Source organism: Polynucleobacter sp., from assembly GCF_030693775.1.
Lineage (GTDB): Bacteria > Pseudomonadota > Gammaproteobacteria > Burkholderiales > Burkholderiaceae > Polynucleobacter.
In genome coordinates, this window is record NZ_JAUXZY010000005.1 from 177,461 (window position 1) to 203,465 (window position 26,005).

A 26,005-nucleotide genomic window follows, 5' to 3' on the forward strand; every position below is an offset into this window, starting at 1 on the left:
CTTTTTATAAAGAAAGCCTTATTTTATATGTCCCAAGCCTCCAAAACTAAGTAAATCCAACTTAAAGTGTATTTTGTTAGTAAATACTAACTTTTCGGATGCTTAATTGAACTGCTTTTGCTGCCGAGCGGATTGCGCTACTAAAACGGCTTGCGCAGCCATCATTACCTCATCTACTAAAGGTACTGTTTTCATATCCCCTACATTCGCAATCATACTACTCCAATACCCTTCAGTCTTCCATCTGGGTGAGTCGCAATAAATCTCCACCGTAGACTTACCCAGTACTGCCGATAAATGAGTGAGGCCAGTATCGACTCCAATCGTGAGTGCGGCATGCGCTACCAAAGAATAAGCCTCCTCAATCGAAAAAGCCCGCGGCACCATTGCCCCCGGAATTTGACTCGCTATCAAGGCGCTCACCTTCATCTCCGCTTCACTGCCCCAAGGCAGAATTACTTGATAACCTTGGCGGGACAATTCTTTTCCTAACTCTACCCAATGTTCATTGGGCCACCGCTTAGCAGCCCTTGCCGTCGAATGAAAGCAAACCACATACGGCATCGGAGCGCCCTGCTCGGTTTTCTTGAGTCCCTCAAATAGAAGTGGAGGTAGCTGCTCTACAAACGCTTGCGGGTAAAAGCGTGGCGGATCTTCATTACGATTGAAAAGCGGCCAGTCAAACGCCGAACACATCACCCAGCGAGAGCGATCAATCGCATGGCACTTCAGCGGAACATGAACTGATTCGGTATAAAACATTCTGGCAATGGGCTCATAACCCGAATGCTCGGTTGCATTACCAAGGCCAGCCACGACTAAATTATTTGATTTTTTTGCCAGCGCGCACACTAGGGCAGACTTTAATAAGCCCTGAGTCTCTAGCAGCACATCATAAGCAGTGGCTTGTAATAATTTGCGCATCGCAAAGAACTCACGCCACGTGCGAAGACTGAACAGATTCTTGCGCCAGCGCCGAAAGGCCACTGGAATAATGCGATCAATCCCTTTAAAAGTGGCTGTGGTTTTCAGAGGCTCCAGCAAATGTACATAGCCCTCTTCCACAATCCAATCGATTTGGGCATCGGGCAGACGTTTGCGCAAATCCCAAACGATAGGCAAGTTATGCAGAACGTCGCCCAAAGAAGAAAGCTTCACCAATAGTATTTTTGGTGCTTGGGCTGCCTGCGCTGTTTGCTCCGCTTGCGTAACTTGCGCTGTTTGCATTCGTTCCAAAGCAGGGGTTTGATGCTGACTAGTCATGCCCACATTATCGTATTGTTTAGTACCCAACTCAGCGGCACATTCACCACCACGGGGAAATTAGAACTTCGGCACCTGATCCCAGGCTAGCCCTGCAGCATCTTTGGCATTAAGCAGCGCCTGCTTATCCAGCGGAATAGGCCAATCAATTCCTACTGTTGGATCGCACCAAGACAGGCAGACTTCGCTGCTGGGGTCGTAATAGTCGGTGGTTTTGTATAAAAACTCAGCAGTTTCCGATAGAACCAAGAAGCCATGGGCAAAACCTGGCGGGACCCAGAGTTGTTTATAGTTTTCAGCACTCAGAATCTCACCGACCCATTGGCCAAACGTACTGGAGTCTTTTCTTAAGTCGACCACTGCATCAAATACGGAGCCCGCTGTGACTCGCACTAATTTACCTTGGGTGTGTTTTAGCTGGTAATGCAACCCCCGCAACGTCCACTGCCGTGAGAAAGAATGGTTGTCTTGCACAAACTCCACATCAAGGCCTGTTGCCTTAGCAAAGTCATTCGCATTAAAGGACTCGGTAAACCAACCGCGGTTATCACCAAAAACTTTGGGCTTCAGAATCAACAAACCTTCTAAGGCTGTTGGGGTTATCTGCAATTTTAAGTCGGTCATTAGTTTCTATATTAACTAGCCAAAAGTTAGGCTATATATCGTGCATTGTAAGGCTGATTTTCATTTTTTTATGGCATGTGATTGAGAGCCCACTCTATTGCTATGCGGTAGCGCCCATATCAATACCGGTCCTTATGTAATTATTAACATATTCAGTCACCTGAGTTCTCCACAATCGATCAAAGAGTTGCACTCCCGATTGATTACTTTGGCCTAGAAAAACGTGTTGAATTTTTTTAACATCCAAGCGTGAATTTATTGGACGGGGTGCAATCATAGGAAAGTTTGAAGCCGGGATTGCCTGAATTGCTTCTGGGCGCAGCTTTAGTTCTGCGCCCGCATCGATTGCTACCTTAACTGTGTGGCATGCCAAGGCGTGCCAAGTCGTTTCACCCTTGGGTGCGGCATGGTAAATACCCGACGTAATTGACTTTAAATGATGATGCTCATCCAGCACCAAGCCTAAGCTGACTTCTGCTAGCCAAGTAGCGCTGGTTGGTACACCACATTGATCGGCAATAACTTTGAGGGATTCGCGCTCCTTGGCTAAGCGCAAAATTGTACGAATAAAGTTATCTCCATCACCATACACCCAACTGGTTCTCAAAACAGCATATTGCGCACTCGAGTTTGCAGGCAGATTTGCAAAAATACTCTCAATTGCTTCCTCGCCTGCCGCTTTGCTTTTGCCATAGGTGCCTAGCGGATTACGTTGATCATCCTCGGCATAAAAACCGTCTTTACTTCCATCAAATACATAGTCAGTGGAATAATATAGAAAAATAGCATCATGCAGTTTGGCATACATAGCCATTACCTCTGGAGCTTTAGCATTAATGGCATAAGCTAAATCAACTTCGGCTTCTGCTTTGTCTACTGCTGTGTAAGCAGCGGCATTAATAATCAAGTTTGGCTTAATCTGATTAAGTAGATTTGCAATTGTATCTGCATTACTCAGATCACATTCAGTACGGCTAGCATAGGTGATGCAGTGCAATTCATTTAACCTGTTCGCATCAAAGACGACCTTAAACGCTTTGCCGAGTTGGCCATCTTTACCAAAAACGAGAATATTCATGTGGACGGTTTATGTGGCTGTACGGTTGGCCGTGTATTTTGCTATGCGTTTAGTTGTATTGCTTTTGTAACCAGTCGCGATAGGATCCGCTCACAACGCCTTCAACCCAAACTGGATTATCCAGATACCATTGCACCGTTTTTTTGATACCGGTATCAAAGGTTTCTTTTGGCTTCCAGCCCAGCTCCCGACTTATCTTGCTCGCATCAATGCCGTAACGGCGGTCGTGGCCAGGCCTGTCTGTAACAAAGGTAATTTGTTCGGCATAGGATTTTTTGTCTGCCCTTGGCTTGATCTCATCCAAGATCTGGAAAATGGTTTTGACTACATCGATATTGGCTTTTTCATTCCAGCCACCGATGTTGTAGGTTTCGCCTAACTTGCCTTTAGCGAGCACTTCCCGAATCGCAGCGCAGTGGTCACCAACGTAAAGCCAATCGCGTACTTGCTGTCCATCGCCATAAATAGGCAGGGGCTTATTGTTTAAGGCATTGAGAATAACCAAGGGAATGAGCTTTTCTGGAAAGTGATACGGACCGTAGTTATTCGAGCAATTAGTGGTGACAACTGGAAAACCATAGGTATGAAACCAGGCTCGCACTAAGTGATCCGATGCAGCCTTTGAAGCCGAATAGGGGCTATTGGGCTCATAGGGATGCGTCTCGGTAAATGCAGGCGCAGTACTGGAGAGCGAGCCATAGACCTCATCGGTCGAGACATGATGAAAGCGAAAGCCTGCTTTTTTGCTTTCATCCAAGGAATTCCAATAACTTCTCGCGCATTCAAGCAAATTAAAAGTTCCAACAATATTAGTTTGTACAAACTCAGCCGGCCCATGAATCGAGCGATCGACATGGCTCTCCGCTGCAAAGTTCACAATTGCTCTGGGTTGATGCTCTTTTAGTAGTGTTGTAACGAGTTCTTTGTCGCCAATATCACCGTGCACAAAAATATGGCGGGGGTCGATCTTAAGGGAATCAAGTGTGACTAAATTACCGGCATAGGTTAATTTGTCTAAATTAACAATGCCTTCGGCTTTTGGGTCTTTAAGCCAATCGAGAACAAAATTACCACCAATAAAGCCAGCGCCGCCCGTTACGAGAATCATATTTAGTGAATGTCTTTTAGTAATGAAAGGTACTTATTAAATCGATTTCTGCCAAAAATACCTACCCCAACTTTTCGAATGCATCGAATACAGATCGTTGATATGAGTCTACTTACGACAGCAGTGCAATTCAACATTTTTAGATTTATGACCAATTGAAATCTACTTTCTTCCATCTATCAAAAATAGCTTTGCAAATAACGTCCCATGCGCTTGAGTTTTTTCAAGGCACGCGAAAAAATGGACTTTTGACTTGGGCCCAGATCAAGGCTCAAATCCCAACTGGACTGGTAAATCAGTCCAAGGTAATTTTCTTTGAGTTTGGGAATCGACTCTCCCAACCTTCGCAGGAGAAAGTAATGCCAATCGTAGTAATACACCCGAAACAATTGCTCTATCGGGTGGAGGGGAATGGCGCGGTAGTTCAGCATGGCCTCGTTGTAAATAAAGGTTTCAGGCTGCTTGGGCGTACATAAATCCCACAGGGTGATGCCACGGGGTGAGAGGTAATTGGCATCCAAAGAGGACCACACCGCCGCAGACCAAATAAATGGTGGGCACGGACAATAATAATTGGGCCCATCTCGGCCAAAGAGCGCTTTTACATTTTCCGCCTCAATTTGTAAATTGCGTGGCGCTTTAGCGTACCCGCGATTAAATGCCAGTTGGTGGTATTCCTTATTTTGATAAATCACCGTATAGGGATTTCCATCGCTTGCCAAAAAATCGCTTTTCTTAAAGTCTTTGATAAAAATACAATCAGAATCCAGGCAGACATAATTTTGTGCGGTGCCTAAACGCCAAAATTCAGACTTAATCACCTGCTGCGATAGCCCACCCGGCTTTGTTTTCTCAATGCCGGCGGGCACCTTCGGATTGGATTGGATGATCGACTCATCTGAGACCCACTGATACCCCTCGGCACCAATGTAGCGCTTGAGTTCGTCATACTGACTCTCTGGCGTAGAGACATAAAAATCAATCTGATCCGCATTAAATTGCCGAATGGAAGCCAAGAGATTCTTCAGGCGCAAAAAATCCTTTGAGTACGACTTACAGTAGAGAACAATGTCGTTCAAGGCTATTCCTATTGATGGGCTTGGACTGCATTGAGAATGGTTGCTACCGCTTGATCAACACCAATCGGCTTCCAGATTGGCTGGATGAGCTGCTGCTTACGCCAATCGAGCCATATTGTTTCTAGCATAGCGGCCACTTTCTCATCTGAGTCGTCGTAACAAATATAGGATCCGCGCTCCAGCAGCATTTGATCCAATTGGGGATTGCGGTGGCTAATGCCCCAGATAGGCCGGCCGGCCCATAGGTATTCATAAAACTTAGATGGAATATATTCGGTGCACCACTCCTCATGCCCCAACATTAAAAGCAATACATCTGCCTTTTGCATTTTCTCGACAACGCGCTCCCGCCCTAATTTTCCAGTGACGGGGTCTTTTTCTAAACGGCCATGGGCAATGAGCACATCCTCAAACCCCCACTGCTTGAGCGCATCTAAGGTGAGCGAATCCAGAGGAGCCCCATAGGCATTGATTCGTATATGCTGGCGTGCTTCAGGATATTTCTGAAAAAGGGGAATCAATGCCTTGAGGATCGTAGACAAGGACCGATCCTTTGCTAAAGAGCCGAAATGGCATATATTGAGATGCTCTGTATACACGTGTTGCTGACCGGCCGACAAGCCTCCAGGCGGCTCGGCTCCAGGCAACACCATAAATCCATAGGCATTATTAGGTGTATTGAGGTTGGGGTTACGCACTCCCGCATAGTGAAGCGCGCCATCCGTAAACCACCACACCAAATTGGAGTGCTGGGTCAGCTGCGCCTCTAAATAATGCCGAAATGCAGCGTCTCGATTTGTTGGCTTTGCGATCCCCTGATCGTTTTCATCCTTGCGAAGGACCATAGGATCGTGCACTTCAGAGATCAGCTCAATACCCGTCGCTTTTTTTAACCATACTCCAGCCAAATGCGCAGACCAGGCACTACCAACCGAAAAAACTACATCCACCTTACCTGCTCGTATCAGTTTGCGGCCATGAAAAAAGGCTGGGAAAACCCATGACCACTGGCTTGAATACCCTAGCAGGGCGCGCTCGAGCGCAATGAAGGGGGCTAGTGCAATAGAAACGATGCTTGTGCTTACTTTGTATAAAACACCACGGCCATAGCGATTAGCAACCCAATGTCGAAAATCGAATCGAAATCCAGCAGGGCCCCAGGCGAGATACTGGTAGTGCGGAAAGCGCTGGTCTTTGAGCCCCGTGATTCCGCTCAACACAATGGGCTCAACCCCTGCCTTTAGCAAATAAGGAATTTTGTCGGTAATGGTTTGACTCGCCGCCCTGCCATCCATATTGAATGCGTGCGACAGAATGAGCCAGCGCTTTGGGCTAGTAATCTGCGGTAATGGAGCCGTCACTGTTTTGATTGGATGGGGTTTAGTCGTGCGCTTTAATTGCCGGCCACAATCGACATCACTGCCATGCGCACCGCAATGCCAAAGGTCACTTGTTTCAGAATGACCGACTGCGCGCCATCCGCTACTTTGGAGTCAATCTCCACACCGCGGTTCATTGGGCCTGGGTGCATGACAATCGCATCGGGCTTGGCCAAAGCCAGGCGCTCTTGGGTTAACCCAAACTGCTTAAAGAAGGCATCTCCTTCAGGCACCTTGCCGGCCTCCATGCGCTCTTTCTGAATACGTAGGGTCATCACCACGTCTACGCCGCGCAAACCCTCTTCCATGCTGTGAAAGACCTTCACACCCAGCATGTCCAAATCATTGGGCAACAAACTCTCTGGGCCGATGGCACGGATATCAGTACAGCCCAGCGCCGTTAGCGCATGGATATTGGACTTGGCCACTCGGCTATGGACGATATCACCCACGATTGCTACCTTGAGCTTACTGAAGTCTTGCTTAAAGTGACGCATGGTGTACATATCGAGTAAGCCCTGCGTCGGGTGCTGATGGCTACCATCGCCCGCATTAATTACGTGTACATAGGGTGGCACATGATTAGCAATTTCAATCGGTGCCCTTGATACACTGTGGCGCACGACAAAGATGTCGGCCTGCATCGCTATCAAGTTATCAATGGTGTCAATTAGACTTTCGCCTTTGGTAGTCGACGAGGTAGAAATGTCTAAATTAATCACATCAGCCGATAAACGCTTAGCGGCAATCTCAAAGGTTGTGCGGGTACGGGTGGAGTTTTCAAAAAAGAGGTTGAATACACTTTTACCCCGAAGCAGTGGTACTTTTTTTACTTCACGTGCTGGGTCGGTCACACTAACAAACTGCTGAGCCGTATCCAGAATATGCAGGATCTGCTCTTTGGGCATACCCTCTAAGGTCAGTAAATGGGTGAGCTCACCTGCCTCATTAATTTGATTAGTCTGCATGGCTTGCTTGGTCTGATTCGCTTCGATACTCATGCTCGTTCCTCCAGAACAAAGCGGAATGTGTATTGGTCACTGTTTGCATCTGAACTGTGCTTTTCTAATGCGAGTATCTGGTGGTCTGGCACGCTCACATGTTCGCCTACAAAATCAGCGGCGATAGGCAGCTCCCGCTTACCGCGATCCGCCAGCACCATCAGATCAACACTCGCCGGACGACCAAAATCAAATAATTCATTGAGGGCGGCGCGCACCGTTCTGCCCGTCAGCAGGACATCATCAATCAGTACGATGTGCGCGCCCGCCACCTCAAACGGAAGATGGGTCGCCATACTGTCTGCCGAGCGCATTGCGGCTAAGCCCTTTTCAGCATAGTCATCCCGATGAAAGGCGACATTGATCACGCCGTAATTTGGGAGACCTAAATCGCGCGCCAAGCGCTCCGCAATCCAAGCGCCTCCAATCGCTAAACCGGCGAGCAGAAATGGTGAATTCGCTTTGGATGTTCGGGCCTGCAGATGGGCTAGCAGCTTTTTGTACAGTAACTCGGCATCCATCCTATTGTCCTGAAAGGGTTTATCTAGTGTGCTGCTCGCTGGTTTGCAACTTGATGCAAATTCATGCAGGTTATTGCATTGATCTGCTGCATTACAACCTCAGCACATAAGCGCATTGATGCTTATTTTATTGTGCTGGGCGTATTGAGGGCTGTTTTTTGTAAGCGCGACGCTAAAAGTACATTGATAGTGGCAATTCAAGGGAAGGTTAGACTTATTCGGCATTGATGGTGTGCGTGCGGAGCTTTTCCAGCCGACTCAGGCAATTGAAGCCTTAAGCTACCGATTACACTACCGTTAATGTTAGTCAAACGTAACTTTTACCTTGTTTTAATGCTAATATGTTGCTTATGACTAACAATTTATTTAATTTGCGTGAGCTAGGACGAGCCGTTCGTTCGGAACGGAAAGCGCTAGGCCTCACTCAGGCTGAACTGGCTAAAAGAGCTGGCTTACGGCGAGAGACCATTATTCAATTAGAAGCGGGTGTAAATATCAGCGCCCATACCCTCCTTCAAACCTGCACTTCCCTCGGGAAGTGCTTGCGCATTGACGATGTGCGCCTAGATTACGACCGGCTAAGAGAGGCCCTCGATGAAGTCTGATCGCGTAAAGCGCCTTCACATCAGTACCCCGGTCCGTTGAGAGCGCCAGCGTTCTAGGGTTGACTCGCTGACCTGCCAGCGCTAGGCCAGCTCGTTTTGGGAGATGCATCTTCCGTCCATGTGGGTGTCCTTCCTCAGGTGTTGCCAAGCCTCTACGAACGCGCTGTTTGCCATAGAAGCCAAGCGGTTCGGCGAAATTTGCCCTCATGTTGCGCGAGCAAGTGATTCACTTGCTGCATTTGTTGCACTTGGTGTGCTATCCTGTACGAGATAACCACGGCTGTGACGTGGCAGACAAGACAGGAGAAAGACATGCGAACGATTGATCGTGTTCGGGAGGTTGCCCCCCTACCGCTGAATGCCAAAGATAAGGAAATGGTCAGGGTGGCTCAGCGCTGCATCATGGCGTCGCTCGACCATTCGCGCGCCGCAGCCATCACGCTGACCACAGACACAGGGGAGCAGCCAACGGTCGAGGTGCCGCCTGCAGCCCTAAAGCTGATTGGGCAATTGCTGGGAGCCATGAGCGAAGGTCGTCCCATCGTGCTGATGCCGACTGAGCAAGAATTCACGACGGTCGAAGCCGCCAATTTCCTGAACGTCTCTCGGCCGTTTGTGATCAAGGAAATGGAGGCCGGGCGCCTTCCGCATCGAAAAGTGGGCTCGCACCGTCGTATTGCCTTGGAAGACCTGTTGGCATATGCGCAAAAGATGCGCGCGCAGCAGGCCAATGCACTGGAGCGAATGGCTGAGAACGCCAAAGAGTTGGGATTGGATTACTGATGGCTGGGCATGCCCGCTATACGGCGCTGCTGGACGCATGCGTCTTGTATCCGCTGGCGATGACGGATGCTTTGATGAGTCTGGCTACGGCAGGTTTCTTCGCCGCCAAGTGGACAACCCGCATTGAAGATGAGTGGATCCGTTCCTTAGAAAAGCAGCGTCCTGAGCTGGTCGGCAAGCTTGGGATTCGACGAGACAGCATGCGCGATGCCATCCCTGACTGGGAAGTGCCTGAAACTGCATGGTCAGCGATCACTGGTGGAATTGAATTGCCCGATCCCAATGATGTTCATGTTTTGGCAGCTGCGATTGCGGGCCATGCTGACTGCATCGTGACATCGAATTTGAAGGATTTTCCGACATCGATCTTGATGGAATTCGGCATCGAAGCTGCTGATCCAGATACGTTCGTCATCAACCAATGGGATCTGGATCCTGTCAACGCGATTGCAGCATTCAAGCGAATGAGAGCGCGTCGCCAGAAGCCGCAGTCAAGCCCAGAAGATTTCGCATTCGGTTTGGAGCAGGGTGGTCTGCCAACGACGGCAGAGCGGCTGAGGCTCGCGGCGGAATTGATCTGATCACACCTGCTAATTTCCTCAACAGTACGCAAGTGCATTCAACTGCCCCTAACTCTCTATGAGCGGTAATTCGAATTGAGTCGCCTGCCCACCTTTGCCATTCAATTAAAAACCCATCCAGCGTATTTGATGAGACTGAACACTAACATAAAACTATAATTTGCACGATAACATAAATCATGTTATCGTGCTTTAATTATGTTAATATCAAAACAATCCATTGCTCAGTACTTAGGGAGCACCCTCGGGCTGACTAATCTGACATTGGTGGATTACCCCAAGACTCAGCAATTACCTTACCTGCTTCAAGACGAGTTTGCATTTTTACAAATGGAACTGGGGCGGTACTTAGTCACTCTAGCCATGCCCAAAAAAGACACTCCTTTACGGCAAATCCGCACTGCTTTAACGCACATGCCCAAGGATGAACTCTTGGTGCTTTGTTTTGAATCCTTGGCATCCTATGAAAGACGCTACTTAATTGAGCAAAAGATTTCTTTTTTGGTGCCAGGTAATCAGCTTTATCTGATGGAGCTAGGAATTGATTTGCGCGAGTACTTTCATCGCCAGAGAAAAGCGCCTGTCCGCGCACTCAATCCGGCAACCCAGGCGATGCTATTGTGGTTTTTACAAAACCAGCCACTCGCATCCGAGTGGTCACCTAGCGAAATTGCAGCAACGTTGCAGTATTCCAACATGACTGCCTCTCGGGCTGTTGCTGAATTAGTTGAACTTGGATTATTTGAGGAGTTCAGTTTGGGTCGTCGCAAATACCTGCGCAGCAACGATGGGCATGAAGTCATTTGGCAAAAAGCGAAGGCTTACTTAAGAACGCCTGTGAAATTTGAAATATGGACTCACAGCCCGGTTTTCTTACGCGCTTCGGAGATTTGTCTGGCGGGTATTTCAGCTCTATCCAAACTCACCATGGTGAATGCAGATCAAGAAACTTGCTATGCTCTGTCTCCTGCTCAATGGCGAGAAAATCAAACGAACATTACTGTCTTGCCTGAAAAAGAACCTGGGGCTACGTGTTACCAAATTTGGGCATATGAGCCACGAATGCAGCGCAGTAAAGATGCAAACTCATCTCGTACACCGTGTGTAGATGCCCTCTCTTTATGGCTCAGCTTTAGGGATAACGGTGATTCCAGAATTGAACTCGCACTTAGCGACTTAGAAAAGAAATTTAGATGGTAAGGGGGTTAAATATTTTTTTGTAATAACTTAAAACTGATTAGGCTCAACTTCATAAATATTACTTTTGTTACTTATTACATTCTCGTTCCTATGATGAAGTGCGCATAGTAGTTATCTATAATTACGACTGTTGTATCTACTCCATTGATAAGGAATCCAATGAGTACCAAACAGTGTGTAACAGACATTGCGAACACTCCCACACCTTGGGAAAGCGGCAAATTAGGCAGGGATAAGCAATATGCCGTAGCAGCCAGCAAAGAGCTCGGCGATCAAATCGATGATGCGCTGGGTTTGCAAATGATCTCTATTCGATTGGATAAAGAGGTGATAGATACATTCAAACTGTTAGGCGAAAAATACCAAATTGGTTATCAGTCTTTAATGCGAGAAGCATTGAGACGATTTGTCGACGATGAACTCAAGACGTTGGCGCTTGAGGTCTTCGAAAAACAAAGCCTTACAAAGTCCTTAACAAAGACTGGGTAAGAGTGATTGCTAAGGTGTTTACACATAATCGCATTCAAGCGGTTTACCTACCTGCAGATGCGGTCTTACCCGTTGGGGTAAAGCAGGTCATGGTGCGAATTCGGGGCAAGGAAAGATTAATTACTCCAATTGAAAATACGTGGGATCACTTTTTCTTTAATGGGCCGGAAGTGACGGCTGACTTTTTTAAAGAAGCTGAAGATGTTTTGCATACAGCACGGAAAGAATGAACATAATCAAAATCCGTACTGCTCCGCAGGCCAAGATCCGTGAACTTATCTTGGCTATCACCAGTGGAAAATTTAGGTCAAACCTAATCAATCCTACGATATGGTTTACGTCCATGCATTCGTTATTTCAAGTGCTAAGCAAAAATAATAGGTTTTTGTAAGAGGAAATTAGTAATGTCATCAACTAGGTTCTTTAAAGATACCGTCAAGGCACGCATAAAGCGTGATCCTGCTTTTGCTGCAGCTCTCTTTGAGGAGGCGCTCTCCGCTTTTTTTGAGGGTGATAGTGCGCTTGGGAAGGCCTTACTCAGAGACATCGTGAATTAAACAATTGGGTTTGAGGGCCTAGCTCAGGAACTCAGTAGGCCGAGTAAAAGCCCGCACCGTATGCTTACCCCTCCGATAATCCCTAGACAGAGATTTATTCAAGCGATGCATGTGGTCCGCAAGAATGAAAGAACTGATCGTTATTTGCCTGCCTTAATAGTACTATCGAGCAGCTAATATAAAGTTAACCCAATGTTGCAATCATTTCTATTTTTGGTGCAACTGTTCTAACCAACTTCTCAACGCCATGACCCGGATTTGATCGCTTTTGCGAGACAAGTAATCCCAGCTTCTCCAAGAGTCCAATATCTTTAGTAATAGCAGAACGTTCGCGGTGTAAGGCAACGGTTAACTGAGTAATCGTCTTAGGCCCATCCATTACCTCTAACATCAAACGCCGGCGGGCCTCCGAGAGCACCATGAACATCTCTTGGGGATCTTCAAATGAGAAGGTGACTGACTTTTTAAACGACTCACCGCGATCTGCTTTTTGTGCAGCTTTTCGCGCACGCTCAAAGAAGCCTTCAACCTTATCTGTACGAATAATTACTTTTGTCATTTCTTACCCTTCCGTAAATCCTTAATTATTTCTTGCCATTCTTTTTGAAATCGCTCTTGCGTTTGTTCATAACTCACGTACTCAACTGGGGCTACTTTACCCATGTAGTGCCGGTGGTGGTAGTTATGCGCATTATCAAATCCTACCACCCGGCCATTGTCCTTTTGGAAAATCAGTGGGTTGATGTACGCCAAGTTGTACCGCGTTACCACCGTCTTACCATCTTGCACATAGCCCCAAACCTCAAAACTTAAAATTCCTCCACCATTATTTTTCTTGATTTTAAAAGTTTCTTTCTCAAGCAAAGATTCAATTTTTTTTGATTTCTTAATCATCTGTGTGATTTTAACAGATATGCATTTAAATTGCATACCTGATTTTATACGGGGTTTTTTAGTAGCACCGATGATGATTTAATACCCACTATGGTGCGCCTCGAAAAAACCATGCCGTAAGATATGGTGAAATTAGTCATACAGCACCACCGAGAACTCAAGTCGTTTTGATACTGCCGGGCTACAGTTTGCGGATTGGATTGCTCGGCCTGTGAGTTTAAATGTTCTTAGGCCGCAATAAAGTGGCAAAGTAACAAAGCAACGAAGTAATAAAGCCTTTGATGTTTTCGTTCGAAATTTTATTGCGCTGGCGGTCGAAGAGAGGAGGGCAAAAACTTTATTGGTTGGGGATTGAAGGTATACCCTGAGCGCTAGAAAGCGAGAAGCCCCGATAAAATTCATCGAGGCTTATGCGCCGACCGGGTTCTCCCAATCCACTCAGCCTAATTATAAATTTATTGTCGTTGCCGTCACTAAAAAATCAAACTAATTACTGTGTTTTCTATGCTGATACATTTTTAGTTCTCAGCACCACCTATTTCAGGCGTTCAGCAACATAGTCTTTGCTTTTATAACAACCGTTTTTCCATATTTGTATTACATTATAGACAAAGTAAGTGTTATTTACATATAATGTAATACATGCCTAGCAAAGCTCAACCTATCTATCCATCTGAACAAAAAATTCTCGTCAATTTAGGTGAGCGAATTAAGCTTGCCCGACTGCGCCGCGGCATTTCAGCAGATACCTTAGCTGCACGCTCGTCTATTTCTCGAATGACATTGCACCGGGCAGAAAAAGGCTTTCCTGCGGTCACACTCGGAACCTACCTCAGAATCATGGCGGCCCTTCAACTCCAAGACGACTTCAATTTACTTGCTAAGGATGATGTGCTTGGGCGCCGCCTTCAGGACATAGCATTATCTAAAACAAGGAAATGCAGTACCTGATAGTAATTTTAAGGTTTGGGTTGATGAGGGCTTTATTCAAACCGCACCCATGAAAATTAGTAAATTGCTGCATTGCCTAGGGTGTGTTTGCTCTTATTACCGTGAAGCATGGAACTGCCTCGATACACAATAAACTGATCTCAGAATAAAGAGAAAAATCATAGCTATTTCTATTCAACTAGATCCTGAGATTGAGCAAAGGCTGGATCATCTTGTCGCTAATACAGGAAAGGCGAAGTCTGACTTCCTACGCGAATTCATTCAGAATGGGCTTGATGACCTTGAAGACGTTTACCTAGCCAATGCAACCTTGGAGCGCGTGCGCAATGGTAGTGAAAAGGTACTGAGCTCTAGCCAAGTAAGGAAAGCGCTAGGTCTAGATCGCTAACCCTCATTTCCCAAGCAAACGCCCCAAAAATACTGCTCCAAAATCAATCTGGCCGATTCGGAATCGAAGCCGCAATCCTTTTTCACGCTTTGGTGAAATATCCAATTGGTTTGTCTAGTTATATATTTATATAATAAATTGCAACGGAGTCAAATACATGTTATATTTACATATAACTAATAGGAGTCAGCAATGCAAACCAATTTAAGAAAAGTAGGTGGATCCGTAATGATTGCCTTACCTCCGGTATTTTTAAAGGAGCTAAAGATTGCCTCGGGATCAATGGTTGATGTTGCACTCCTAGAGGGCCAACTGGTGGTAAAGCCCATCACCAAGCCTAAGTATCAATTGGTCGATTTATTAGCAAAATGCGATGCAAAAGCAAAAATGCCTAAAGAGGATAAGCAGTGGCTAGAACTTACTCCAGTAGGCAATGAGATTTTGTAATGAATCGAGGCGATATTTATTTAGTTTCTCTGGATCCCACTTCTGGTCATGAGCAAAAGGGAGTTCGCCCTGTACTGGTGATATCACCAGAACCTTTTAATAAACTAACCAAGACACCTCTTGTGGTGCCTATCACTACGGGTTGTAATTTTGCTAGGGTGGCTGGATTTACAGTAGATCTAATCGGAACCAAAACAGTGGGCGTCGTTCGCTGTGATCAGCCAAGGGTGCTTGACTTAGTGGCGCGAAAAGCAAAAAAACTCGAGCGTGTTTCGACCAATGTGATGGACGATGTATTGGCTAAATTAGCTACACTGGTTTTATAGCTCATTATTTTGTAAATTCTATTTACTCGGCTATTTTTACAAGGCAATTACTTGCTTGATAAACGCTCTAAAAAATATTGCTCCAAAATCAATCTGGCTGACTCGGAGTCAAGTCCGCCATCTTTTTTGCTCACTTGGCTTTTCTTAAAGCTGGGATCGCTTTCAAGTACGGCAGAGGTGTAACGCTCGTCTACCCAAGCAATGGGCAGGCTAAAACGCCCATGCAGCTGATTACCAAAGCGCCGTGCTTTTACCGTCATGGCATGTTCTGCGCCATCGGGGTGGCAGGGTAAGCCCACCACCAGTTGATCGGGCGCCCATTCTTTAATTTGAGCAGCAATCAGGGCAAAACGAACATCATCCTGGTCGGCAGTAATCGGGGCCAAGGCCTGACTCGAGCCTGTAATCGAATTTCCCACCGCCAAACCAATGCGGCGAGTACCAAAATCAAATGCGAGGGCAGTAATGGCTTTGATGATTGGTTTTAAATAAAAGGGTTGGCTTATCTACTGTATTGGCTGGGCTATGCGCTTCGATGCATTGAATGCATCACGCATGCCCTACTTGCCCCGATAGATCGGCGGGATCAAAGCCTAAGGCTTTCATGGCGCGCTGGTAGCGCTGTTCTGCGGGCGTATTAAAAATAATCTCGGCCATTTGGGCGCGACTGAGCTCGGCATTAATCCAGCCATTGAGGGCGATTTCTTCCTCAAGCTGGCCAGCGCCCCAACCCGCATAACCTAGGGTCATAATGAACCGTTTTGGGCCATTGCCTTTAGCAACGGCTTCCAGCACATCTTTCGATGTAGTCATGGTGAGGCCGCCCGGCACAGTTAACGATGAGCTGTAGCTTGTGCCTGAATTTGCTAAATCATCAACGCCGGCTTGCGCATCTACAGCACTGAAGTGGGACGTTTCATGCAATACAAAGCCGCGCTCGGTTTGCACTGGGCCGCCAAAATAGACTGCTTGATCGGCAAACGGCGTAATCTCTAGCTTAAGTTCAATTTTATCGAGCAAAGTCGATAAATTGACATCGGTTGGGCGATTTACTACAAGGCCCATGGCACCTTTGGCATTGTGCTCAAAGAGATAGACCACCGAACCTGCAAACTGCTCATCCAGCATACCCGGCATTGCTAGTAAAAATTGATTAGTCAGTTGGCTGCTCGGCTGTGGCAGCGCGTCTGGAAAAGCCGAGGCCGAACCTGGGCCTTCTGCATTAGCCGAACTCTTGATGCCAGAGGTTTTCTTGGGGGTGCTCATGTAATTTCATTTTACCGAAAATGACCCTTTACCGGTAATCCAGTAAGCGGCTATTCCCACCAGTTCATGAATCAACCAATTCCACTGCTCACCGCCTTCGACTAAATCAAAGCGATGCCAAGAATTGGAATAGCTGGTTTGGTAATCGACCAATACGGGCACCACATCAAGACCTTGTTTATGCGCCACCTGCATCGAGCGTAGCATATGCCGCGCCGAAGTGATCAAGAGCCATGGCTTAACGGGGGCGCCTTCTTTTTCTGCAATCCCATCGATGATTTTTTTGGAATAGAGCATATTCTCGTAGGTATTGCGCGATTGGTCTTCGTAATAGCCGGGATGATTGCCGAGACCTTGTTCTTGTAGCAACTGTTTAAACGCATCGGCTTCTGAGAGGCCTTGCGGTAGTAAGCGTCCTGAATAGCCACTAAAGATAAAGGGTAGCTCTGGATGTTGGCGTAGCAGCTGTAATGCTTTTGTTACCCGCTCGGCAGCAGAATAAATCGATACCTCGCCACGATCACGTGCAATCGGACCGCCCTCAATGGCGCCGCCTAAAATCAGAACACCGCCCACTTGAGCCAGTAACTCTGGCGTCAGTGTCGTCTGTGGCACTGCATCTTCTAAGATTCGCATCGCAAATTGTGAAGTCGGCATATAGCCAATGAAGAATCCCAAACAGAGTGCAATGCCCAATACACGCCGCACCAAGTGATTCTTGCGCAGCAACAAAAATAGTAGCGCTAGCGCAATCAAAATCATGAGCCAATTGAGGGGCTCAATCAGGATGTTCACTACCTTGGAGAAAATGAAAAAAATACTATCCATATAGCCATTCTATTCCTTGGGCTGTCGTCTTACCGGAAGCTGTTATTAAACGAGCAAGATCTTTAACAATGCAAAGTTTTTATCTGTTTTTTTCAAAAAAAAATTATGCATTAATGTAATTGGCAATCCAAATACGGGTGGATAACTACCAATTTAGTTTACGCCCACACTCCGTCAACGGTGTATTCATTGATTCCTTAATTGACTTATGTGTTTCAGGATTTTCATATAAGTAAAGAGTTTCCTGTATGGCGTTCCACTTTTCTTCAGAAACTAAAATAGCATTTGTCGTTTTTCCGGATATTCGGATAATTTCGTGCGTCTCTGCTACTCGATCAATCAAGCGGCATAAGCTCATCCTAGCCTTACCAGCACTTATAGTAGTCACGCAATTACCCTCTCTCGAAACAATGTACATTCGACCATAAATCTTTTTAGTATTTTATTAGTATGGATAAGATAAGAAAGCTTTGGAGCGCATCCATACATTGGCCTGTAATACCATACGCAATCTTGTCGCCATCATCACGCATTAATCACCCTGCTGTCCTACAAACTATTATTTTATCTCTTTAAAAAGCTATTCTAAAATTAGCATCAAAGTAAGTAATTCCCACTTTCATCAAAATCAAACATTCCATAAAAAATGCGAAACCACGGGTGGCATATAACAGGCAGCTTGACTGCCGACCCGTCGAGTAGCGTCGCAATCAACAAATTACAATCCAGTGGGTTTACCGAACCTCAGGCAAAAGCGATCCTAGATAGTATTTACGAGAATGATCACCACGAACACTATGCGACGCAAACCCAAATGCAGGAAGTGAAACATGAAATTAATGCCCTTCGGATCGACATTCAATGAATTCATACCCAACTGAGTGTGATTGAACACAAATTGGTTTACAAGCTTGGTGGCATTTTGATTTCAGGGGTAGCTATTTTGGGGATCTTAGACCGCTACTTTGCTTAAGTTTCACCCCAATTCGGATTAAGCCCTAAGATAGCGGCTATGGCCCTATCGAATACCCCAACTTCTCAACATTCTCATCCCGCAAGCCTGGTTTGGCTCCGCCGTGATTTACGCCTGTATGACCATGCTGCACTGAGCCATGCGCTTTCATCGAGCAAATCGGTTTGGGTTGTGTTTGTATTTGATACGACTATCTTAGACCTCCTAAAGGACAGTAAGGGCGACGCCCTTACGGCCGATCGGCGCGTGGACTTTATTTGGCAAGGCATTAGCCAAATCGATACCGCCCTACGCAAGCAAGGGGGCGGCCTCATCGTTCGATATGGCAAACCGACAGAATGCATCCCCAAAATCGCGACTGAGCTGGGAGTTTCTTGCGTGATGGTCAATCACGACTACGAACCGAACGCAATTGAGCGCGATGCTGTGATTGCATCCTCTCTTGAAAAGAATGGCATTGTCTTTGAGACATTCAAAGACCAAGTGATCTTTGAAAAGAAAGAAGTGCTGACCAACTCGGCTACGGTGTTTTCCGTGTTTACGCCGTATAAAAATGCCTGGCTTAAACGCCTTGATGAAGGTGATCTTGCGCCCCATGCATGCAAGGCAAGGCCAGGGCAATTTGCAACCATTCCCAAAAAACTGGATTTAGGCATTCCGTCACTGGAGTCGATGGGCTTTTGCGCAACCGGTATTGAAAGCTACCTACCCCCGGGTTCAGATGGTGGCGAGTCTTTTTTAGAAGACTTCTTAAAACGCATCGATCAATACCAAATTGGACGGGATTTTCCAGCGATCAAGGGCGTGAGTTATTTATCAACCCACCTGCGCTTTGGCATGCTCTCGATTCGGGGTTTGGTACGCGAGGCGCACCGGCGGATGCTGGCTGGCAGCATGGGCGCCACCATCTGGCTCAGCGAACTCATTTGGCGTGACTTTTATTTCATGATTTTGGCCAATCACCCGCGCCTTGCTAGCGGCGCAGCATTTAAGCCCGACTACGATGGCATTGTTTGGGAGAGTGGCGCCACTGCTAAGAAACGCTTTGCGGCCTGGTGTGATGGCAAGACTGGCTACCCCTTGGTTGATGCCGCTATGCATCAACTCAATCAAAGCGGCTATATGCACAACCGCCTGCGCATGATTGTGGCCAGCTTCTTAACCAAAGACTTGGGCATCGATTGGCGCTGGGGCGAAGCCTACTTTGCAAAGCACCTCAATGACTTTGAATTCTCATCGAACAATGGGGGCTGGCAGTGGGCCTCTTCTTCTGGCTGCGATGCCCAGCCTTACTTCCGCATCTTTAATCCCACTACCCAATCGCAGCGCTTTGATCCGCAAGGCAAGTTCATTCGTCGCTATATCCCTGCTTTAGAAAAGCTCTCGGATAAATCGATTCATGCCCCATGGGAAGCGGGTCACATTGAATTAGAAGCCGCGGGTATTTTGCTCGGCCGCGATTACCCCTTGCCGATCGTCAATCACGACGAAGCCCGTAAAGAAACCTTGGTGCGGTACAGCGTAGTGAAAAAAGTCGCCACTTCAATATAAGTTTGTTCGTTCGCTTACTTCTTTACCCAAAAGGTCACGTTCCTTATTTTTTCTCTGCATGTGCTTGCCTTAGCCAGACTGCAAGTTCTGTTTCTGTCTTTTCATTATTGACAATGGCAACGATCCACTCGCCAAGCGCATGTCCCTTAAACTGAATTTCAATTTGGTTTGCCTTTAGCACAAAGAATAATGTTGCTGCAGCGGTTCGCTTATAGGCCTCATTAAAACAATGCCCCTTTGCAATAAAGCTGGCATAACAGGCTGCTAATTCGTATGCATCGACAATAAATCCATAACGTACTCGATTATGTACGCGCTCCAAAACCGCATCCAGTGATTTATCTTTGGATAAACCCTGTAGCTCATGCCGACCTATCAGGTAATCGTGCAGAGTAATGACTTGCGATGGCCCAAGAATTGCAAATTGGGTCATTTATTTATCTTTCAGGTAATCCAACACATGGGCGATTTCAGATAAATTGGTATGCATGAAGGCGTCGAGCTCTGCATTCGATATTGGCAGCATCTCCACATCGGCAACGGCGCTCTTCGGTACAAAATAGCCTATCGCCTCATTGCGATTCATGATGGCAACCGGCTGATTGCCTGCTCTCGCTATTACCTTATTCGGCTCGCGTAACTCGGTTAACGATGCGGTTAAGTTGGTTAAAAGGCGCTCCATAGCATCTCCTGTTGTATTGGTAAATTATAATATATGTTTAAATATATATTTAATAATACAACCATATGCTTACCTGCGACTTTATTACGAGCTACTGCAATACGGCATCCGATAATCTATTTGTCTACGACTTTTTTACATAGAATTGGACAAAAGTCGCGACTTTTATCCACGTGACTACATAATAGTCGAATGAAACGCTATCTCGACCAGATTGTTCTCAAAGACCTTACCAGTAAGGCTGTGGTCTTAACCGGCCCTCGGCAGGTGGGTAAAACCACCCTCAGCCGGCAGTTGATGGGCAAGTTCAGCCAGGCCCAACACCTGAATTGGGATGTGCTTGCGGACCGCATGGTTTTACAAAAACAATCCTGGAGTCCAGCAGCTGATCTCTTGGTAATGGATGAAATCCATAAAATGCCCAACTGGAAAACGTGGCTTAAGGGTGTCATCGATGCGCGCCCTACCGGTCAAGCGCTGCTCGTTACCGGTAGCGCTCAAATGGACACCTTTAGGCAATCCGGCGAATCTTTAGCAGGACGCTATTTTTCATTCAGATTGCATCCTATTTCAGTGCACGAATGGTGCACTCAAGAAGGAGTAAGTCCAGCGATTGCACTGGATCATTTGCTAGAGCGTGGCGGATTTCCGGAGCCCTGTTTGGCTCCAAATGCAATTGAGGCCGATCGCTGGCGCACGCAATACTTTACCGACCTGATTCGCGAAGATGTATTGGAGTTCTCGCGTCTTCATGAAATTACAACGATGCGCCTCTTCATTGAATTGTTACGTGAACGGGTTGGATCACCCCTATCCCTTGCATCCATCGCACGTGACTTAGCAGTCTCCCCCACTACTCTAAAACACTATCTTGAAATCCTAAAAGCCCTGTTTATTGTTTTCACAATCCAGCCCTGGCACCACAACATTGCTCGTTCCATGCTGCAGATGCCAAAGGTCTATTTTTTTGACACGGGACTGGTACGCGGCGATCCAGGTATTCGCTTAGAAAATGCCGTTGCCGGCATGCTACTCAAACAAACCGATTTTCTGCGGGATAGCACTGGTCAAGACGCCGGCCTTCACTACGTGCGGACCAAAGATGGTGCTGAAGTTGATTTTGCTCTCAGTAATGACCAGCAACTAAGCCATCTGATTGAATGCAAATTAAGTGATACCAAGCCCCACACTGCATTAACTCGGTTTGCTACTCAGTTTCCACAGGCCAAAGCAGTGCAGCTTGTTTTCAATTTAAGACAAGAGGAATTCCGAAATGGCATTGCAATTACCGATGCCGCAAAATGGCTTAATAGCCTAGCAGCTTAAGCACTAACGCTATACCCATTCACCCTTAATCCACTACACTTCACCCATGTCATCCGTTTACGCTATCGGCGATGTGCAAGGCTGTTTAGTGCAGCTCGATGCACTGATTGCCAAACTGCCCAAGAAATCAAAACTCATTTGCTTGGGCGACCTCGTCAATCGAGGCCCTAATTCCTTAGGGACATTGCGGCGCCTCAAAAAACTACAAGAGCAAGGCATTGCTGAATGCATCCTTGGCAACCATGATCTCAATCTCTTAGCGCGCGATGCGGGGCTGCGGGGATCGCGCCCACTCGATACCCTTGATGGCATCTTAAAAGCCAAAGACCGCGCAGAACTGATCGATTGGCTACGCCACCGCCCAATGGCGCTGAGCAATGGCCATGCCTTACTGGTTCATGCAGGGGTACTGCCCGATTGGGACGTAAGCCAAACCCTGGAATACGCGCATGAAGTGGAGAAGGCGCTCCGCAAATCATCGTACAAGCGCTTTTTGGCTGAGATGTATGGCAACACACCAACCAAATGGAGTAACTCCTTAAAAGGAAATGATCGTCTGCGCGTCATTACCAACGCTCTAACCCGCCTGCGTTTTTGTACGCCCAAAGGCCAAATGGAATTTGATACTAAAGAGGGATTAGAGGCAGGTCCAAAAGGCTATTTACCTTGGTTTGAAGTGAAGCAGCGTAAGACCGAAAACACCCGCGTGATTTTTGGGCACTGGTCAACGCTCGGATTAATTCAGAAACGCAATGTCAGCGGGCTGGATACCGGCTGCGTCTGGGGTGGCAAACTCACCGCGATTGAAATTCCCGACTCGGCTACGAAGAGTCGCTCAAACAAGTACCGCATTGTGCAGGTAGCAGGCTTCGACCATCCTTTGCGGATGTAAAGGCATACAGAAACCCTACCCCCATGGCTGATTAGGGCAATAGCGCCCGTAGTGCAGGTGAAGATACGTCATCGATGTGCCTAAACGCAGGACTGATCTTTTCAATTTCTGCTGCTGAAACTTTAAATTCATCAAAGTAGGTTTTCCACTGCCGCGTTACCCGCCAAACTTCGCTGATGCATTCGCAGGCCTTTTTTTGTGGCAGCATAAACGATCCAGCGGCACTAAGCGCATTATCAATCGTAGCTAAACGCCCTTGATTGCCAATCGCAAGATGCAAAAATCGTTCTGACGCAATCGAAGCGCGTGGCAGAACATCGTACAAAGGGCTCAGGCGCCATCCTGAAATACACGGGTCCCATACAAAACCGTGGTTACGCAGGTGGTCATCGTCGTTGCTTACCAAAATATTAAAAACCATTCGCTTAAAGAGCTCTTCGCTATCGCTACGTATCACGCCTGGGTGGCAGTAGCGGCGTATTGCAGCTGCAAGATCACCATAGGATTTATTTTTAGAATCCATCTCATCGCAAGCAGCCAAGGTCAACCCACTCACAAACCCCATGCGATGCTCTACTTTTTGGTGTCCCGCCACCGTATCGAACACATCAAAATCAGTTGTGTTTTGCTCGCCCTCCCTTGCCCAGTAGCGATCAAAGCGCCGTATCAGCATAATGCGACGATCACCCAGCATTATTGTTTTAACCGGCGGCACGTGTAAACCCGCTTTTTGCGCTAGCAATAAAGTTGCGCACTCGATTTCTGGGATATCAAACGCATCATTGGGATTACTAAATTTAGCAATCCACAAAACACCATCCACATCGCGAATAGACGCTTTTGGTCGGGCTCCGCCCAAGCCAGATCCAACCAAGAAGATGGCCTCAAGACGCTCTGGTATTGCTAAGCCCTCCTGAATACGATCAGCAGCCTCCATCAGGTACGCAAGATCATGCACTGCACTCACGCCAGCACTTGGCGCGTCCGTCATTTGGCGACGAATGTCCAGAGCCCCAATGCGCTCGCTACCTGCGTCCAGCAAATAATCTGATTCTGGCAAGCTATTGGGGGGCACCTTTCGTTTCGCCTCGATTACACGCCTACCCCACGCATCCGGAGCGCAATCTCGGATGCCACCAAAAAAAGGTAATGACGCGGTGGGTAGTAATAGTTGACCGCTTACTGCGGCGCGGTTTGCAATCGATAGACTAACTGGATCTACTTCGAGTGCATTAGCGCGCTTCAAGTAGTTAACTCCATAGGCAAACTGCGATGCCACTAATTGGGGGCCTTGCTCTTCCAGCGTTAACTGGCCGCACGGTACCCATTCGTGCTCCAGGTTAGCAAACACCACTAGCTTTTCATTTTTAAGTGCCACCCTTAAAACTCCAACTCTTTTAACTCCGCAGCAGTCATGCCGCGTACCCGCTGGGTTTTTTCACGCAAGTGCTGGCTAATTAAGGCGGGGTCGCTTTCGTTTAAGAGCTGCTTTAGGTTACAGCCGGGCGCAATCGCATCAAGGTAGCGCAGAATTTGGCCCATGGCGACACCGGGGTCGCCATGCTCAATCCGGTAAGCAGTATTTCTGGATAAGCCCGCGCGCAGGGCTGCCTCAAATTGCTTCATGCGCCGGGCTGTGCGCAAGCGCGCAATGCGCTGCCCAAGTTGCTCAGAATCAGCCAATAGAGTGGGGCTTAAAACTGCGGTTTGATTGACTTTCATGTACTTTAAATCGATCTTTAAATAGATATTGCTTGATTTAACAAGCATTCTAAATCAATAATCCGATTTAAGCAATAAAGTACTTTAAAAAACTCACTAATACGATAATGATCGTTTTAACGAACAAAAATAGGAGATTGAGGGATCAAGGCTACTCCACTCACCCAAGGGATTTACTTCGAGCAATTTACTTCAAGCGCACAAAGGCTTTTTTCGATGCAGTGATAATCTCATCGAGCACCGCATTGTCATGCGCGATCGACGTAAAGCCAGCCTCATAGGCAGATGGAGCCAAGTAGACACCTTCATCCAGCATCGCATGAAAGAACACCTTAAACACATCAATATTGCTCTTGGTTACCGCATCAAATGAGGTGGGGACTTGGTCGGTAAAGTAAAAACCAAACATACCGCCCACACTATCAGTTGAGAATGGAATACCTGCCTCCTTGGCTGCTTGCTGTAAACCGGCCATCAGCTTGCTGGTTTGACCGCCAAGACAATCAAAGAAGCCATCCCGCGAAATGATCTCTAGAGTTTTCATGCCGGCTGCAACGGCAACTGGATTTCCCGACAAGGTACCCGCCTGATAAACGTTACCGATCGGTGCCAACTTCTGCATGATCTCTTTTTTGCCGCCAAAAGCAGCCATCGGCATACCGCCACCCATCACCTTGCCAAGGCAAGTCAGGTCTGGGGTGATACCCTGCAGGCTTTGTGCTCCACCGAGTGCCACCCGAAAGCCCGTCATCACTTCGTCGTAAATCAAGACACTGCCGTGGTGCTGCGTTAACTTCCGAATGGCCGCTAAAAATTCGGGCTTGGCTTTAATGAGATTCATATTGCCAGCGATGGGCTCAATGATCACGGCTGCAATCTGATCGCCGTGCAATTGAAAGGTTTCTTCAATCGCGGCCGTATCGTTGTAAGGCAGTACTAAGGTGTGCTTGACTAAATCCTGTGGAACGCCGCCCGATGAGGGCGCATTTTGAGTTGAATCAGCAAAAGTGAGTAGGCCCGAACCTGCTTTTACCAAGAGGCTATCGGCATGGCCGTGATAGCAACCCTCAAACTTAATAATCAAGTCACGTCCGGTATAGCCGCGCGCTAAACGCAGGGCGCTCATCGTCGCCTCCGTCCCGCTCGATACCATCCGAATTTGCTCTACGCTCGGCATAATGGCGCAAATGCGCTCGGCTAATTCAATTTCGCCGACGGTGGGGGCGCCATAACTAAAACTCAGGGTGGCTGCTCGCTGCACTGCCTCCACTACCTCTGGATTAGCATGACCCGCAATCATGGGGCCCCAGGACATGATCAAGTCTACATAGCGCTTGTCTTCAATATCCCAAAAGTGCGGACCGAGCGCCTTCTTAATAAAGCGCGGGGCACCGCCCACTTGGCGAAACGCCCGTACAGGGGAGTTCACGCCGCCCGGAATGGTTTTTTGTGCACGCTCGAATATGGTTTCGTTTAAGCCCATGTGATTCT

Annotated in this window: 33 protein-coding genes; 14 read left to right on the forward strand and 19 right to left on the reverse strand. The window is 47.2% G+C overall.

Annotation, left to right across the window (positions count from 1 at the left end):
- Positions 1-102: 102 nt before the first annotated feature.
- From waaC to pyrR, 8 genes are all read right to left on the reverse strand, one after another.
- Entirely contained in the window at positions 103-1,263 is a 1,161-nt protein-coding gene (gene waaC, locus Q8M75_RS08895; RefSeq protein WP_305488640.1) for a lipopolysaccharide heptosyltransferase I, read from the reverse strand.
- A 60-nt stretch (positions 1,264-1,323) separates the two neighbouring features.
- Positions 1,324-1,887, reverse strand: coding sequence for a dTDP-4-dehydrorhamnose 3,5-epimerase (gene rfbC / locus Q8M75_RS08900; RefSeq protein ID WP_305488642.1), 564 nt, complete (start codon positions 1,885-1,887; stop codon positions 1,324-1,326).
- 100 nt (positions 1,888-1,987) lie between these two features.
- Entirely contained in the window at positions 1,988-2,965 is a 978-nt protein-coding gene (gene rfbD / locus Q8M75_RS08905) for a dTDP-4-dehydrorhamnose reductase (RefSeq protein WP_305488644.1), read from the reverse strand.
- A 49-nt stretch (positions 2,966-3,014) separates the two neighbouring features.
- Complete coding sequence (rfbB, locus tag Q8M75_RS08910; protein WP_305488646.1) at positions 3,015-4,073, reverse strand: dTDP-glucose 4,6-dehydratase; 1,059 nt, start codon at positions 4,071-4,073, stop codon at positions 3,015-3,017.
- Positions 4,074-4,252: 179 nt separating this feature from the next.
- Positions 4,253-5,152, reverse strand: coding sequence for a DUF6492 family protein (locus Q8M75_RS08915; protein ID WP_305488648.1), 900 nt, complete (start codon positions 5,150-5,152; stop codon positions 4,253-4,255).
- A gap of 8 nt (positions 5,153-5,160) precedes the next feature.
- Positions 5,161-6,513, reverse strand: a complete 1,353-nt coding sequence (locus tag Q8M75_RS08920; RefSeq protein WP_305488650.1) for a hypothetical protein — start codon at positions 6,511-6,513, stop codon at positions 5,161-5,163.
- A 32-nt stretch (positions 6,514-6,545) separates the two neighbouring features.
- Positions 6,546-7,499, reverse strand: a complete 954-nt coding sequence (locus Q8M75_RS08925; RefSeq protein ID WP_305489099.1) for an aspartate carbamoyltransferase catalytic subunit — start codon at positions 7,497-7,499, stop codon at positions 6,546-6,548.
- A 29-nt stretch (positions 7,500-7,528) separates the two neighbouring features.
- Positions 7,529-8,053, reverse strand: a complete 525-nt coding sequence (pyrR, locus tag Q8M75_RS08930; protein ID WP_305488652.1) for a bifunctional pyr operon transcriptional regulator/uracil phosphoribosyltransferase PyrR — start codon at positions 8,051-8,053, stop codon at positions 7,529-7,531.
- A gap of 350 nt (positions 8,054-8,403) precedes the next feature.
- Between pyrR and Q8M75_RS08935 the strand changes: the two genes are divergently transcribed.
- The 7 genes from Q8M75_RS08935 to Q8M75_RS08965 all read left to right on the forward strand — a co-directional run bounded on the left by Q8M75_RS08935 (position 8,404) and on the right by Q8M75_RS08965 (position 12,268).
- On the forward strand, positions 8,404-8,658 hold the full coding sequence (locus tag Q8M75_RS08935) for a helix-turn-helix transcriptional regulator (RefSeq protein WP_305488654.1): 255 nt from the start codon (positions 8,404-8,406) through the stop codon (positions 8,656-8,658).
- Between the two features lie 312 nt (positions 8,659-8,970).
- Positions 8,971-9,441 (forward strand): helix-turn-helix domain-containing protein, encoded by a 471-nt coding sequence (locus Q8M75_RS08940; protein WP_305488655.1) that lies wholly within the window; start codon positions 8,971-8,973, stop codon positions 9,439-9,441.
- Positions 9,441-10,022 carry a PIN domain-containing protein gene (locus Q8M75_RS08945; RefSeq protein ID WP_305488657.1) on the forward strand — a complete coding sequence of 194 codons (582 nt, stop codon included), beginning with the start codon at positions 9,441-9,443 and terminating at the stop codon, positions 10,020-10,022. Before Q8M75_RS08940 ends, Q8M75_RS08945 begins: the two co-directional genes overlap by 1 nt.
- Before the next feature lie 198 nt (positions 10,023-10,220).
- Positions 10,221-11,222 carry a winged helix-turn-helix domain-containing protein gene (locus Q8M75_RS08950; protein WP_305488659.1) on the forward strand — a complete coding sequence of 334 codons (1,002 nt, stop codon included), beginning with the start codon at positions 10,221-10,223 and terminating at the stop codon, positions 11,220-11,222.
- Between the two features lie 159 nt (positions 11,223-11,381).
- Positions 11,382-11,711, forward strand: coding sequence for a BrnA antitoxin family protein (locus tag Q8M75_RS08955; protein ID WP_305488661.1), 330 nt, complete (start codon positions 11,382-11,384; stop codon positions 11,709-11,711).
- A gap of 14 nt (positions 11,712-11,725) precedes the next feature.
- Positions 11,726-11,941: a type II toxin-antitoxin system VapB family antitoxin gene (vapB, locus tag Q8M75_RS08960; RefSeq protein ID WP_305488663.1), complete on the forward strand. Its 216-nt coding sequence runs from the start codon at positions 11,726-11,728 to the stop codon at positions 11,939-11,941.
- 174 nt (positions 11,942-12,115) lie between these two features.
- Positions 12,116-12,268 carry a hypothetical protein gene (locus Q8M75_RS08965; RefSeq protein WP_305488665.1) on the forward strand — a complete coding sequence of 51 codons (153 nt, stop codon included), beginning with the start codon at positions 12,116-12,118 and terminating at the stop codon, positions 12,266-12,268.
- Positions 12,269-12,452: 184 nt separating this feature from the next.
- Here Q8M75_RS08965 and Q8M75_RS08970 read toward each other — a convergent pair whose 3' ends face one another.
- Both Q8M75_RS08970 and Q8M75_RS08975 read right to left on the reverse strand, forming a co-directional pair.
- Positions 12,453-12,827 (reverse strand): MarR family transcriptional regulator, encoded by a 375-nt coding sequence (locus tag Q8M75_RS08970; RefSeq protein WP_305488668.1) that lies wholly within the window; start codon positions 12,825-12,827, stop codon positions 12,453-12,455.
- Entirely contained in the window at positions 12,824-13,162 is a 339-nt protein-coding gene (locus Q8M75_RS08975; RefSeq protein ID WP_305488671.1) for a DUF6516 family protein, read from the reverse strand. The genes Q8M75_RS08970 and Q8M75_RS08975 overlap by 4 nt, the downstream gene beginning before the upstream one ends.
- Positions 13,163-13,804: 642 nt before the next feature.
- On the opposite strand from Q8M75_RS08975, the gene Q8M75_RS08980 reads away from it, so the two are divergent.
- The 4 genes from Q8M75_RS08980 (at position 13,805) to Q8M75_RS08995 (ending at position 15,274) form a co-directional block, all read left to right on the forward strand.
- The gene (locus Q8M75_RS08980; RefSeq protein WP_305488672.1) at positions 13,805-14,113 is read left to right on the forward strand and encodes a helix-turn-helix domain-containing protein; all 309 of its coding nucleotides are present in this window, start codon (positions 13,805-13,807) and stop codon (positions 14,111-14,113) included.
- A gap of 172 nt (positions 14,114-14,285) precedes the next feature.
- Complete coding sequence (locus Q8M75_RS08985; protein WP_305489101.1) at positions 14,286-14,501, forward strand: CopG family transcriptional regulator; 216 nt, start codon at positions 14,286-14,288, stop codon at positions 14,499-14,501.
- 192 nt (positions 14,502-14,693) lie between these two features.
- Positions 14,694-14,948, forward strand: a complete 255-nt coding sequence (locus Q8M75_RS08990) for an antitoxin (RefSeq protein ID WP_305488674.1) — start codon at positions 14,694-14,696, stop codon at positions 14,946-14,948.
- Positions 14,948-15,274, forward strand: coding sequence for a type II toxin-antitoxin system PemK/MazF family toxin (locus Q8M75_RS08995; RefSeq protein WP_305488677.1), 327 nt, complete (start codon positions 14,948-14,950; stop codon positions 15,272-15,274). Before Q8M75_RS08990 ends, Q8M75_RS08995 begins: the two co-directional genes overlap by 1 nt.
- A gap of 47 nt (positions 15,275-15,321) precedes the next feature.
- On the opposite strand, the gene ruvX is transcribed toward Q8M75_RS08995, so the two are convergent.
- The 4 genes from ruvX to Q8M75_RS09015 form a co-directional block, all read right to left on the reverse strand.
- On the reverse strand, positions 15,322-15,753 hold the full coding sequence (ruvX, locus tag Q8M75_RS09000) for a Holliday junction resolvase RuvX (RefSeq protein WP_305489102.1): 432 nt from the start codon (positions 15,751-15,753) through the stop codon (positions 15,322-15,324).
- A gap of 70 nt (positions 15,754-15,823) precedes the next feature.
- Positions 15,824-16,411 carry a YqgE/AlgH family protein gene (locus tag Q8M75_RS09005; protein ID WP_305489104.1) on the reverse strand — a complete coding sequence of 196 codons (588 nt, stop codon included), beginning with the start codon at positions 16,409-16,411 and terminating at the stop codon, positions 15,824-15,826.
- 135 nt (positions 16,412-16,546) lie between these two features.
- The gene (locus Q8M75_RS09010; RefSeq protein ID WP_305488680.1) at positions 16,547-17,368 is read right to left on the reverse strand and encodes a YdcF family protein; all 822 of its coding nucleotides are present in this window, start codon (positions 17,366-17,368) and stop codon (positions 16,547-16,549) included.
- A gap of 145 nt (positions 17,369-17,513) precedes the next feature.
- Positions 17,514-17,786 (reverse strand): type II toxin-antitoxin system Phd/YefM family antitoxin, encoded by a 273-nt coding sequence (locus Q8M75_RS09015; RefSeq protein WP_305488682.1) that lies wholly within the window; start codon positions 17,784-17,786, stop codon positions 17,514-17,516.
- A gap of 594 nt (positions 17,787-18,380) precedes the next feature.
- On the opposite strand from Q8M75_RS09015, the gene Q8M75_RS09020 reads away from it, so the two are divergent.
- Positions 18,381-19,892, forward strand: a complete 1,512-nt coding sequence (locus tag Q8M75_RS09020; RefSeq protein WP_305488685.1) for a deoxyribodipyrimidine photo-lyase — start codon at positions 18,381-18,383, stop codon at positions 19,890-19,892.
- 43 nt (positions 19,893-19,935) lie between these two features.
- Here Q8M75_RS09020 and Q8M75_RS09025 read toward each other — a convergent pair whose 3' ends face one another.
- Positions 19,936-20,325 (reverse strand): type II toxin-antitoxin system death-on-curing family toxin, encoded by a 390-nt coding sequence (locus Q8M75_RS09025; protein WP_305488688.1) that lies wholly within the window; start codon positions 20,323-20,325, stop codon positions 19,936-19,938.
- On the reverse strand, positions 20,326-20,574 hold the full coding sequence (locus tag Q8M75_RS09030; RefSeq protein ID WP_305488691.1) for a hypothetical protein: 249 nt from the start codon (positions 20,572-20,574) through the stop codon (positions 20,326-20,328).
- A gap of 192 nt (positions 20,575-20,766) precedes the next feature.
- Between Q8M75_RS09030 and Q8M75_RS09035 the strand changes: the two genes are divergently transcribed.
- Positions 20,767-21,900, forward strand: coding sequence for an ATP-binding protein (locus tag Q8M75_RS09035; RefSeq protein WP_305488694.1), 1,134 nt, complete (start codon positions 20,767-20,769; stop codon positions 21,898-21,900).
- Between the two features lie 46 nt (positions 21,901-21,946).
- Positions 21,947-22,792: a symmetrical bis(5'-nucleosyl)-tetraphosphatase gene (locus Q8M75_RS09040; protein WP_305488697.1), complete on the forward strand. Its 846-nt coding sequence runs from the start codon at positions 21,947-21,949 to the stop codon at positions 22,790-22,792.
- Between the two features lie 31 nt (positions 22,793-22,823).
- On the opposite strand, the gene Q8M75_RS09045 is transcribed toward Q8M75_RS09040, so the two are convergent.
- From Q8M75_RS09045 to hemL, 3 genes are all read right to left on the reverse strand, one after another.
- Positions 22,824-24,170, reverse strand: a complete 1,347-nt coding sequence (locus Q8M75_RS09045) for a type II toxin-antitoxin system HipA family toxin (RefSeq protein ID WP_305488699.1) — start codon at positions 24,168-24,170, stop codon at positions 22,824-22,826.
- Between the two features lie 2 nt (positions 24,171-24,172).
- On the reverse strand, positions 24,173-24,514 hold the full coding sequence (locus Q8M75_RS09050) for a helix-turn-helix domain-containing protein (RefSeq protein WP_305488700.1): 342 nt from the start codon (positions 24,512-24,514) through the stop codon (positions 24,173-24,175).
- Between the two features lie 187 nt (positions 24,515-24,701).
- A complete protein-coding gene (gene hemL / locus Q8M75_RS09055) occupies positions 24,702-25,997 on the reverse strand; it encodes a glutamate-1-semialdehyde 2,1-aminomutase (protein ID WP_305488703.1) in 1,296 nt (431 codons plus the stop codon).
- Positions 25,998-26,005: the final 8 nt, after the last annotated feature.